General features: G+C 42.3%; 7 protein-coding genes. 1 reads left to right on the top strand and 6 read right to left on the bottom strand.

Features of this window, described 5'->3' with window-relative positions; all coding sequences use genetic code 11:
- Positions 1-19: 19 nt before the first annotated feature.
- The gene (locus VL121_RS17105) at positions 20-2428 is read left to right on the top strand and encodes an ABC transporter permease (RefSeq protein ID WP_325407602.1); all 2409 of its coding nucleotides are present in this window, start codon (positions 20-22) and stop codon (positions 2426-2428) included.
- 320 nt (positions 2429-2748) lie between these two features.
- Here VL121_RS17105 and VL121_RS17100 read toward each other — a convergent pair whose 3' ends face one another.
- From VL121_RS17100 to VL121_RS17075, 6 genes are all read right to left on the bottom strand, one after another.
- Complete coding sequence (locus VL121_RS17100; protein WP_325407600.1) at positions 2749-4497, bottom strand: phytoene desaturase family protein; 1749 nt, start codon at positions 4495-4497, stop codon at positions 2749-2751.
- 104 nt (positions 4498-4601) lie between these two features.
- Complete coding sequence (gene acpS, locus VL121_RS17095) at positions 4602-4967, bottom strand: holo-ACP synthase (protein WP_325407598.1); 366 nt, start codon at positions 4965-4967, stop codon at positions 4602-4604.
- 1 nt (position 4968) lies between these two features.
- Positions 4969-6636 carry a C45 family peptidase gene (locus tag VL121_RS17090; protein WP_325407596.1) on the bottom strand — a complete coding sequence of 556 codons (1668 nt, stop codon included), beginning with the start codon at positions 6634-6636 and terminating at the stop codon, positions 4969-4971.
- Positions 6629-8140 carry a phytoene desaturase family protein gene (locus VL121_RS17085; protein ID WP_325407594.1) on the bottom strand — a complete coding sequence of 504 codons (1512 nt, stop codon included), beginning with the start codon at positions 8138-8140 and terminating at the stop codon, positions 6629-6631. Before VL121_RS17085 ends, VL121_RS17090 begins: the two co-directional genes overlap by 8 nt.
- Positions 8137-12000 (bottom strand): 1-acyl-sn-glycerol-3-phosphate acyltransferase, encoded by a 3864-nt coding sequence (locus tag VL121_RS17080; protein ID WP_325407592.1) that lies wholly within the window; start codon positions 11998-12000, stop codon positions 8137-8139. Before VL121_RS17080 ends, VL121_RS17085 begins: the two co-directional genes overlap by 4 nt.
- A gap of 34 nt (positions 12001-12034) precedes the next feature.
- Entirely contained in the window at positions 12035-13210 is a 1176-nt protein-coding gene (locus VL121_RS17075) for a DUF2062 domain-containing protein (protein ID WP_325407590.1), read from the bottom strand.
- Positions 13211-13223: the final 13 nt, after the last annotated feature.

Below are 13223 nucleotides of genomic sequence, written 5' to 3'. Positions count from 1 at the left end.
ACGGCTCAAAGCCTAAATCATGCTAAGAAACTATTTTAAAATCATTCTTAGAAACCTGAAAACCCAAAAGGTCTTCTCTGCAATAAATCTCCTTGGACTAAGCGTTAGCCTGACGGCTGTAATATTTATATCATTGTATATACGGTATGAGTTGTCTTACGACAAATATTTACCCACATCCGGAAATGTTTACAGGCTTTATACTGAAAATACCCGGTTAAAGGAGGATGCCAATAAACTGCAATTGCCAACCGGCCTGGCAGAAATGCTTAAAAAGGAGTTCCCCGAAGTGAAGGAGTTCGTGCAGATAAACCAGGGAAAACAGGAATTTATAGGGAAAAACGGAAATATAAAAGTCGGCACGCTTGATGCCGGCAATAATTATTTCACCATATTTCCTTTCACCTTTATTGCAGGTAACCCACAGCAGGCGTTATCGGAAAAAAATTCGATTGTTCTTACCGAATCTGCTGCTAAAAAAATATTTGGCAACACCAACCCCTTGAACCAGGTATTAATGAATACCCAAAATGAACCATTTACCGTAACCGCTATTGTAAAAGACATCCCGGCTAATACTCATTTTGAAGCAGAGGCTATTGTTAATTTAAGCTATCCCTGGGCCTTAAAGCCGCTCAACTGGAAAGCCTATTCCGGTATATACCAATATGTATTATTAGGAGATAACGTTGAAGCAGGTGCGCTGCAAAAAAAGTTTAAGTCTGTTTATGAAAAATATGCTTTTCCTAAAGATATACAACTTGTTTTGCAACCGGTAACAGCTATCCACCTGCACTCCAATTTCAGCGGTGAATTAGCTGTAAACTCCGATATCCGGTATATATACATTTTCGGACTGGCAGCACTGCTGCTATTGTTTCTTGCAGGCATCAATTACATCAATCTCTCAACTGCCCGTTCGCTGCACCGTGCAAAAGAAACAGGTATCAGAAAAGTACTGGGCGCCCAAAGAAAAGGGATTATCATACAATTCCTTTCGGAAACAATCCTGTTTTTCCTTTTAGCAACCATCGCCTCAATTGTATTAACAATTATTTTTTCTGCTTTCATTGCGGGAATATTACACATTAACCCGGATGTTTTTACAGCATTTGATACCGCTTCGCTCCTTGTTTTTTTGGGAGGAATAATATTTTTTGGAGTGATAGCAGGGCTTTATCCTGCATTTTACTTATCAAAACAAGCGCCTGCATTCATTATAAAAGGGATAATGAGCAGAAACGCATTTAATGTAATATTAAGGAAAGCATTAGTGGTGTTTCAATTTGGGGTTTCCATCTTCTTCATCATAGTTACCATTACCATTTTTCAGCAACTCCGCTTCATTCAGCATAAAAAACTGGGCTTCGATAAGGAACAATTACTGATGATCCCCTTTAACAGGTATGGCAAAAATGTAGAAATATTTAAAAACAGGCTGCAGCAAAATCCTGCTATTAAAAATATATCCATTTCTTCATGGAGCCCCGGTATAGGTTATGGAGGCAGCGGAAGCTGGGAAGATCAGGCGGATTCATCTAAAAAGATTTCGGTAGACATGATGTTTACAGATGTTCATTTTATAAAAAGCATGGGTATTGAGCTCATTGCAGGAAGGGACTTTTCTGAAAAGCATCCTTTGGACACATTAGAACCGTCCGGAAATAAAAAATTAACCGGGGAAGCTTTTCGAAAAGCGTTAAGCGACAGGTCGCTCATTTTAAATGAAACCGCTGTTAAAGTATTGGGGTTACAACTACCTGTAGTGGGAACGCGACTCAGTTATCCCGCATTACAGGGAACCGTAATTGGCATAGTAAAAGATTTCAACGGGCTTAGCCTCCATCATAAAGTAGCTCCTTTAGCATTAAGGGCAGAAGGCAACATGACAAGCGGCTATACTTTTATTCGCATCAATCCGGGAAATATGCATGCGGCAATTGAAACCATTAAAAACGAATGGAAAAAAACTTTTCCTGAGAAATCATTTGAAATTTCATTTGTAGATGAATCGCTGGAAAAATTATACACTTCCGAAAAAAGGCTTGCGGCATTATTCAGCTCGTTTGCTTTATTGGGAATAGGAATTGCCTGCCTGGGGATATTTGGACTGGCCTCCTATATGGCAGAACAACGTTCAAAAGAAATAGGGATAAGAAAAGTGCTGGGAGCCAGTGTAAAACAAATAGTGGATATGTTATCCCGGCAATTTTTGAGATCCATCTTTCTCGGCGCGTTGATCATATTCCCGGTTGCATGGTGGTTCCTGGATTACTGGCTGCGCGGATTTGCATACAGGATCAGCATTAACTGGTGGGTATTTGCTTCGGCAACGCTCATTGCAGCAATTATTGCATTGGTCACAATAAGTTACCAGTCCATCAAAGCAGCAATAGCCAGCCCCGTGAAAAGCCTGAGAACAGAATAATACAAATATGAAAATGCCTGCCCGACTGGATAGGCGGGTGGAAGTGTGGAAATAAGCGGTCGGTAAGCAACGAAGGAGCGTCAGACCGCGGATAAATGTGGAAGAATCAAAATCCTGGAATTGAACTGTAGTACCGTCCCTCTACACGCCGTGGAGAGGAAATCCATTATTTTTATTGCAACAATAGTGGTGCTGATCACCATTGTCGGGCAGGACTGGTACTCCCAGTGGTCGTTAAAAAAAATCCTGCCTCCTGACAAAGTGTTTCGCCTCTCACTTCTCACCTTTCACCTCTCTCGTTTTACCGCTCGCCTCCCAGGTCATTCTGCGGCCTCATCTTCTTCAACAACGGGAGGAACGGAATAAGTAACCGAAGCCTCACGCGCGGCACGTTTCTGGGCCGGGGTAAGCGGCTGAACCCATGAATTATCATAAGGTTTGAAACAGGGGTTATCTAACAATTCCTGCAAAGTTATTTTAGCGTCAATATAGCGGCATAGTGCCGTGAACGCAGGCCTGTTCTCTTTTTTTAAAATCAATAAACTTGCATTGGTTCCTGCTTTCGCAGCAATAGGCACGCCTCCGCCCAGTTCGGCCCAATGCCCGCCCAGCAACAGGTTTTTTACCGGCGTTTGATAATGGGCTATCTTGCTTTGCATGTTCTTTCTTCCCGGCTTGGCTCCCATCATCGTTCCGTTTTTATTACCGGTGTAACGGTAATGGGTAACCGGTGTTGCCACTTCATAAAACAAAATATGCGATCGCAGCCCCGGAGCTACCAGCGCTTCTACCCTTCCGATAATGATTTCAGCGGTTTCCTTTTTTAATGTTTTATAGGCTTCTCCCCTGATATAGTTACCCTGTTCATCCCGCGTAGTATGCCAGTTATTGCTGTAGTCCATCAGTGCCGGCATAAATAAAGTAAGTGAGCCATGTCCTTCCGGCGTCATCGTCTTATCTCTTACTGATGGCGCCAGTACGCTGATTTCGGTGGTAGCCGGATCTCCGGTATGATGGCTGTCGAACGGCTGCCTTTCATCGGAGATATGAATCATTTCCTCACCAAAACCCAATGCTTCCGCAGTGCAATCCAGCCCTATGGAAATAGTTACCGATGAAGTATACAATTCTGCCTGCTGCAGCTTCTCTTTTAATTTTACGGGAACAGCACCGGCCGGTAACATCTTTTCATACAGGGTTTCAATATCACAGGCGGCAATTACATACTTACTGCTAAGCTGATGCAACTGCCCCTTATGTGAAAATTTCACACCGGTACAGGTATTCCCCTCCACCAGTATCTCTTTCACACTGCATTGCGTGCAAACCATATTATCATAAAATTCAACCACATGCTGCAGCCATTGTGGTATTACCTGTCCCCCTCCTTTTGGCGGACACTGGAAATCGTTGGCGTACGACCAGCCTATAGGAACCATACACCCGATTAATTCTGTTTCAGATGCAAAAATATCGTGCAGTTTCCCGGCTTTAAAAAAACGGTTTAGCCCCTTTTTTAAACCTTTTTCCCCGCTATATGAAATAAAAGGAATAAAAGGCAGGATCACTTTAAGCACTTTTAATTTGTTCTGCAACTTTTCCGAAAAAGACATGGTTTCTTCCGAGCGGAATATGTGGTTGAGATTATTAAGTGAATTGCCAATTTTTTTGGCTTTTAAAAAAAACCGTTCAATCCCTTTTTCATCTTCAGGAAACGCCGCGATCAGCTCATCCTTTAATTCATCAGGATTATTGGTGAGAAGATAATTGTAACTATTGCCTAAGTACCTGCGGGTACGCTGCAGCGTTATGGCCCGGGGATGATCGCTGCCCAGCACATCAAAAAGCCTGGTTACCATCCCTTCCGGGCCATACTGGTTCAGCCAGTGAATAGCGGTATCAAATATAAAATCCTTTCTCCTGAAACCGGCGAGGTATCCCCCTACATGCGGTTCTTTTTCCAGTACACAAACCGAAAGCCCTGCCTTACTTAACAAAGCCGCGGCAGTTAATCCGCCTATGCCGGCGCCTATGATTACCACATCATAATGCGTCTCCAATTTTTTCATGGCAGGAAATTACTAAACAGATTTCAATTGTATGTTTTAATTATTCTTTTTCCGGTGGATTTCAAATTTATAGGCCCGATAATCATCCTTTGCGGGATTCCTGTTCATTGCTCTGCCACCACCACTGCCGTTGCCATATTTTTGACATGCGATAATGAAACGTGTATCTTCATAACTCCAATTGTAATGGCGGTTTTTCCAAGTAATTGTAGCTCCGGCTTACCATTTTCATTGTTAACAATTTCCACTTCATTAAAAGCTGTTCCATTTTTCCAGCCTGTGCCAAGCGCTTTAAAAAACGCTTCCTTAGCCGCGAACCGCGCCGCGTAATGCTCGTATTTATTGGCTTTTGATTCGCAATACGCTATTTCAATATTTGAAAAAACCAGCTCCCTGAAGCCCTGTTCTTTTTCAATAGCCTTTGCTATCCTGCCTGTTTCAACAATATCTGTTCCAATACCCGTTATCATTTTATTGCAATTTCTTTTGAATATCGGCTATTTGCCGCCGGATATAGGCTTCTTCCTGCTTTGTAGCAATTTCTTTTGTTAATGCCTGCTCATAATATTTTATGGCACGATCCGGTAGTTTATGCCTTAAACAATAATCGCCCGCCAGCACATAGGCATGATAAAACTCAGGGTTACTGGCTACCAGGCTATCCGTATTTATGGCTTCTCCTTCGGCTATACGATGCCTGTATTCCCTGTATTTTTCAAAGTTTTTATATTGCCGGCTCAGTAAAAAAGTATCGGCGGCAATAGTAAGCGCCGAATCATATATTTCCCGGTTGTTCTGCGGCTTGTGCATGGCAAAAACCTTATTAAGATCGTAGGCAACAAACTCACCCAACTGCCAGGGAGATGTGGATACCCATACCAATAATTTTTTAGGTTCAAATACAATGGCGTGATGGGCTATCAACTGGTTCAGGGCCTTTTCATTTCCCATACCAATATTAGCATCGTGCAAACCCTTCCTGTCTCTTAATATACTAACCGTATTTTGCACAGTATTTTTTCCTTTCTCCTGCAACAGTTCCTGCAATCTTCTATACCGGTAAGCAGAAGCGCTTTCATTAATTTGTTCAATATTAGGCTCTGATCCAGCCAGTGCTTTACTTTGAAAATGATTGGAACAAAGAATATGATCGGATTTCGGATCATACACATCCAGGGTGTCTGGTGTTTTTTCAATGACCACAGCTTTATTATCTGCCGCCGATCCTACCAAAAAAGACTCAGATACAAACATGGTGCGTTGATGCGCTATAGCAATGGCTTCATCAATATTGGCAGCGTACTGCAATATTTCTCTTGCCACCAGTGAAACCGGCGTAGCTGAACCGGAGGGTATACTGCTTTTGGCGGCATTAATAGTTACGGTAAGCCCTTTTTCGTTCATGCCCGATACTACGCCTATAAAACCGCCCCAGGTAACGCTCATGAACCTATAACCCTGCGAAGGTTTTTCAAAAAGGATGATCTTGTTTCTGGCGAAGTCATCGCCCACATAAAAATCAAAATTCCGGCCAATGATCATCGTACTGTCTTCCGATGCCGCGTTCCAGGTACCGAAAGAAGTACATCCTACCAATGCCATGTTCTGCAACGCATGACCAATATCGTGCGCTGCATGATAATTGAGTATGCGCTGGTAGTTGGTGCCGATATATCCATACGCATCAGAGGCCGATTCAGATATGCCGTATATTTCCTGTTTATACTCATCAATAATATTTTTATCCAGGTTGCGGTTGAACCAGCCGATCACATATTTTAAAAAGTGCAGGTAAAAAGTGGATGGGATCATTTTGCTGATCTGCGCGCTGAAATAATCTTCCTGCGATACCAGCAATTCTTTGGAAAGCTTACCATTTACCACTCCCCGTTCAAAAGCATCGCCTTCCACATATAATTCAAATAAGCCCGATTTACTTTTTTTCAGCCAGTTGTTTCCAAGGGTATAAAATCCGTTGCCATGATCCTCCCGCTGCCATTTCAGGCTGCCCCTATCTGTAATAACAGGCGGATCTGTTTTGCTTACATATACTACATATGCGAAACTGCAAAGCAATATCAGCATCAATACGCCAATACTGTACAACAGCCATTTCCCTGTTTTTCTGATGCTACGCATTTCTTATTTTTTCAACCACGTTTTCGTTACCTAACAATGACACACAGGTAAGCAGGGCGCTTATGGAAGAACCCAGCACACCGTGAATATTTATATTTTGCCCGGTAAGGAACAGGTTCCGCACTTTGGTGCGGGGTGAGATAAATGTTTTTAAAGGATCTTTATAATCTTTGGCTATACCATATAAAGAACCATCATAATTGCCTATATAATCCCTGTAAGAAAGCGGTGTGGAAGTAGTATAGGATTGAATACAACTTCTTAACCCCGGAAATTTTTCTTCCACGCAATCTAACAATATTTCAGCTTTATATTTTTTAAACGCGTCATACCCTGCTCCCCGGTTATTTTCAGCAGACACAGTATTAAAAGTATGCTGCCAGGGTTCCACCTCCTCATAACGCATATACGTAAAAATAGTCATAGCATCGGCGTATGCGCCTGTTTTAGATGAGGGGGGGAAAAAAAGCGCGTAACCCAGGGGCCAATTGTCTTCGGTATAATCTGCCAAATTCCATATTTCACCAGCTTTATGATAATAATAATTATGCCTGAAATATTTAAAGCTGCCTTTCTTTAATACAATATGTATTAGAAAGGAAGAAATGGTATGCGGAAGGTTACGTATGCGTTTACGGTATATATTTTTAATGACTTCCGCGTTGGTTAACTCCATTGTTTTTGCAGGATGGATATTGGAAATAAACTGATCGGCATAATATCTTGCGCCATTGGCGGTTTCGGCGTAAACAGCCGTGTCGCCTTCGGTTACGATCTTTATGACTTCGCAGTTCCGGGCAATCTCACCGCCGCTATCCCTGATGTTCCGGGCAAGAATCTTTCCAATCTGGGATCCCCCGTTAATGCATTTCCATGAGCTTTCTATATAACTGTTAATAATAAGCGCATGTATATAAAACGGCGTTTCATCCGGCCTGCCCACATACAGGGCGTTATTGCCTGCCAGTACCGCCTGCAGTGTTGTATTACCGGTTAAGGATGTAATAACGGAATGGGTATCTAAAGTTAATACATCCGCCTTCTCTTCATACAACCCGTTGGTTCTTAAATTATATAAGGGAAATTTATTGCAGATTTCCTTTATTTTATCACAATAATTACGGATCGCTGTCTCTTCCTCCGGAAAATCATCCGCCAGGTGCTTTATAAAATTCTCATATCCCTGTGCCTGCCGGTATACTTTATGATCATTGCTGATGATAATTTTATCAAAAGCATCCTCATCCATTCGCTGCAGCTTCAGCTTATCCATTACACCCAGGTATTTAAATATCTGGTAAAGGTTTTGCCCTTTATCTAATCCGCCAATATAATGAACGCCCGAATCGAATATCTCTTTTTCGCGTGAAAAGGTTTGCAGGCTGCCGCCAATCTGTTTGTTTTTTTCGAGTACACATACCCGGAAACCTTCCCTGCTGAGTATGCCTCCGCATACCAGTCCGCCGATACCGCTCCCTATGATCACTATATCATACCTGTTCATTGTACGCCATTGCGGTTTTGAATTACAAAAATAACGTTAGATGTATACTTCGTTTCATCAATTTTACGGCATTCCATATGATGCGCCGCTGCCATATCACTAATCATGCGGCCCGATAAGAAAGACAGGCCCGAACCGGTAGTTTTATTAAATCCCAAAAGCCTTGTGGAAAAAAATTCTGTCAGCTTAGTACCTTTGTGCTTTTCTTCCAGGTCGCTGTCGCCATCCCTTATAATAAGCGTTCCTCCTGCCTGTAAACTATTCATGCATTTGCTGATGATCTGTTTTTGCTGATCGGGGGTAAGATAATGCAGCATGTCGGCAATGATGATACCATCGTATTTTTTGAATGCAAAGTTCAGTACATCTGCATGTTTAAAACTGATCCGCTCATCCCTGCTGAAACAATGGCTGGCAACAACCGTTTTTTCGGCATCATAATCAATACCTGTAATGATCCTTTCACCTGCCGCAAAATGCAGCATATACGACATAAAGCCATAGCCGCAACCTATATCCAGCACTTTACCCCGCACTGGCAGTAGCCGGTGAAACTGCAAATAATCCTTTTCCAGCTTTACCTTCACCCGCATATACCATTCCAATACCGGCCCTTTATAAATATAATTATAAAACAATTGCTCCCTGAACCAGGACGGCACTTCCACCGATGCCCGTAACTTCTCATATTCAGCCCTGAAATAGCGCCCAACCTGTTTTGCCCGTTCACTGTAATTGTTACCATAGCTCTTGTCACCCGGTTCTATCCGGGGTAAAAACTGAACCGTTATCTTTCCGTCTTTTACCAGCATATCTTTCTTCGTCATCGTGTAGCCGGTACCGTGAATAATCACGGGTAATATATCTAAGTGCAGTTGCTCCGCAAGATAAAAAGCGCCCCGGTGAAATCTTTTTATTTGTCCATCCGGCGAACGGGTACCTTCGGGAAATATAACAATAGAATAACCCTGCTTTACTTTTTCTTCCATCTCTTTTATACCGCTCTCTGCTCCCGCCGATGCAGAATAATAATCCGCCATGCGAACCACCGCACCCGAAACAGGCGCATGTCTTACCCTGTCGTTAGTAAGCAATATCAGCTTTGGGTACTGCATCATCATTATAAAATTATCTAATCCAGACTGGTGATTGCAGATAATAACAGCAGGCTTTGCAAAGTTTTCGCCCAACGGATTAATGATCGTTTTTTTAACATTCCCCATAATATATATGAGCGATCTTGAAAACCGGGCAATAACCACATGGAAAAGATATTTACCTTTTTCTTTATTAAAAGGATTGCATTTTACAAGAATAAAACCAATAACAGCCAGGATAATGCTGCCGCCAATGAACCACACATGGGCAAACATGGATTTGCAGCAGCCAAAAAACGTCCAGGGAAATAATTGCTTCTGTGTTCTGTTCCTGATGAGTACGGAAAACAAAAAAGGAATACACACCTGCGCCACCAGCGCCACGCATAATATACCAATAACCGAAATCATGGCAATAGAGCGGAGCGCCGGGTGTTTGGCAAATAAAAGCACGCCAAGTCCTACGGTAGCAGTAATGGCCGAAAGCAGGATGGATGATTTAAAGGAAGAAAGATTTTTTTTGCCGGTTTTATATTCCTGCAGCAAACCATCCATTATAAAAATACTGTAATCATCGCCCAAACCAAAAATAAGGGTAGATACAATAATGTTAATAATATTGAATTTGATGCCTGCGATACCCATTATGCCCAGTATCCATATCCAGCTTACAAGCATAGGTAAAAAAGCCATCAGCGCCAGTTCTATCCTCCCATACGTTATCAGCAAAACAAAAAAAACGAGTAAAGAAGTGATGAGTGCAATGTTGGTAAAATCGGCATTAATAAGTTCTACAAACTTACCCGTAAGGTATTGCTTATCTAATATGGTAGCACCGGGTTGGTTCTCAAAAGCGTTATATACGGCCGCTTTGCTTTGTGCCGGCACTTTCAGCAAGTTTACTACCGTTGCTTTTCCGGGCTCTTCGGTAATATAATCATCCAGCAGGGTTTTTCGCACAGTGGTCACCGCAGCGCTTTCAACTGCATCAAAAGACTTGTTGAGCAACAACGCGAAACGATTAAAAGCCGTGGCGCTGTATCCCAGCGCGGCGCCTTCCTGCTGCATTACCGATAATAACTGTTGCTTTTTTTCAGGAGTCCAGTAAGTATTCCATCGTGCAATCCTTTGCCGCTGCAGGGTATCGGAAATAAGCAGCGAGGATACTCCGGAATATGTAGAGATAATATCTTTTGCCTTAAATGCTTCTATCTCCTTTGTCAGCTTTTCATTAAGTACCAGCGCTTCATCCAGTGTTTTTCCTTCGGCCACAAGGTAAACCGACTGCAGCGCGGCTTCATTAATGCTGTTCAGTTTTGCTTCAGCCTTTTTCAGCTCATCCGGCATGAAGTTCATGTTGTTCAGCTCTGTTTCAAAACCTACCCTGCCGGAGGTATAGGAAAAAATAAGGGTAAGTACAACAATACCTATTATAATATACCTGTTGTGATCCGGACGAAGCGCCGCTATCCTGTCTATCCAGGAGTGCCGTCTTGCTACTACTGCTTCCTGTTTCTTTTGCGCAGAAAGAAAATGGGGTAAAAAAATAAGAGAGCAGAGAGAGGCACCGATAAGACTAAATCCCGCAAAAAGACCCAGGTCTTTCAGCATATCGGATGCAGCAAAGTTTAAACAAAAGAAACCGCCTATAGTGGTAACGCCCCCCAGCGTAAGCGGAAAAGACAGGTCGCTTATTACTTTTCGCATATCGCCGGTATGGCGGTAATGATTAAACACATGCAGCGAATAGTTCACGGCTATGCCTAAAATTACCGAACCGGTACCAATAGCAATTACCGAAATGCTTCCGCGTATAAAATATACCGCCATTAAAGCAAACAAAGCGCCAAATACAACAGGGATCATTATTAATACAGGTGCGGTTACCCGTTTGAAATACAAACCGATAAATACAATTAAAAAAATAATGGTAGCCGTTTGCGTAAATAAAGTGTCTTTTTCTAATTGGGCGGCGTTACCTGCCGAAACGGCTGTGGCGCCAAAATAAGAAGCGGTTATCTGCGGAAAACCGGATGTTGTTTGTGCAATAACCAGGCTATCCAGCCCTTCTAAAAACAAAGCGTTCTTGCCCGTATTATTGGGCGGATACGCCGGCGTTATAAAAAATAAAAGGGTTTTGTGATCTTTGGTTATGACTGCATTATCATACAATTCAAAATTCTCATCGTACTGGAGTTGCTGCAGCTTCTTTAGCGCAATAAATGAAATACCCACCGGATCATTGCTGATCATATTTTTAAATGCCAGGCCTGCCGGAGAACTTAATATTTGAATATTTCGCTCCAGGGTTTGTTTTACCGCATCCGGAGCAATAAGACTGTCGATAGCATGGTAATCATTCTCTGTAAGATAAACGGGCAGATGTGCATTAATAACATCAAACATCGCCATCGTTACTTCGTCATCTACTTTATAGCTGATTTTGCTTATATAAGGCGAGAGCTTTTCCTGTACCTGCGCTGTAAAGTCATCCCCGAAAGCCACAAGACTGTCGGGTTCGGCTATTGCCGTGTCTTTGAAGGATATCATTACCACCAGCTTATCCATGAATTTGGAATGCCGGAAAACATGATTTAGCTTTTCAACCTTTTCATCGCGGGGAAGAATTTTAGCAATATCTTCTTCAAACCTTAGCTGAGCGGCAAAAAAAGCCGATGTAATTAAACAAATGGAAAAGAGCAGGTACAGTTGCCACTTACGTTTTTGAAAATAACGGTATATGCCGGCAAAAATCTTCTCCATATAATTGCTGAATTAAACTGCCGTACTTGTTTTTTTACTGAAAAATGAAAGCAGCGCCCATGTTGCCAGTCCGCATACAATGCCGGAAACCAGGGCCAGGGTAATGCCGCCATAAAGATATTGCTGAAAATTGTTCTTTACGGATGCGAAGGTAAGGTTGCTTGAAAAAGTAAGATTGCCCCCCCCCGTTCTTCATCCATACAGCGCCTGTTTTGTAACTAAAAAAAATGATCAGGGGTATCAGGGGTGGTATGCTAATATTAGCTGCTATAATAACCAATGCTTTATTTAGCTTTAACACGATGGATAAAAATATGGCGGTAACTAATTGAAAACCCCATACAGGCATAATGCCCATGCATATGCCGAGCGCAACAGAAAAGGCTTTTATATAATGCGGTTCATTTTCATTCAAAACCTGTTCCCTGAAAAATGCTCCCCAGTTTCTTTTTTTAAACAGCAGCCTTATAAAATTGCGCGGTTTGATATACAAAAAAGCAATTAGCACCAGCAAGGTATTCAACAGGCTTATCCTCAAAAAATCCCTGAAGGGTCTGAAATGTGATACCCGCTTTTCTTTCGGCGCATAGTATACCGAAACCGGAACAGACGTTACCGCAATTCCCTTCCAGGCTGCTCTCACCAGCACTTCAATTTCAAACTCATATTTGCGGGTAAAAAAACGTATCTCCTTCATTAACGCTACCGGGTAAAGCCGGTAACCCGATTGTGTATCGGGCGCATTGATGCCTGTTTCTATTTTAAACCAAAAATTAGAGAATTTGTAACCAAAGCTACTTTTCCCCGGAACAGAAGACTGATTCATATTGCGGGCGCCTATAATAATGGCATCCTGCGCTTCCTTCAGTTTATTTATGAATACAGGTAAATCGCTGGCAAAATGCTGACCATCCGAGTCAATGGCTATGGCATACAAATAACCCAGCTCAACGGCTCTTTCAAAACCTTTACGCAGCGCTATTCCTTTGCCTTTATTTTTTGAATGACTGATTACGTCTATATGTGGCAAAGCGGTTAGCATAAATGCCGTGTCATCGGTAGAACCATCGTTTACTACTATAATATTCCGCGTATAGGCTGCCACATCTGCTATTACAGCAGGGAGCGTATCGGCATTGTTATAAGTAGGAATAATTACGCAGGCACGATACAGGTTGAAAAGGGTGTTCAGAGATGCTTTATCACTCATTTAAAATATAGTA

Source organism: Agriterribacter sp. (genome assembly GCF_035497235.1).
Classification (GTDB): domain Bacteria; phylum Bacteroidota; class Bacteroidia; order Chitinophagales; family Chitinophagaceae; genus Agriterribacter.
This window is presented reverse-complemented; position numbering and strand designations above follow the sequence as displayed.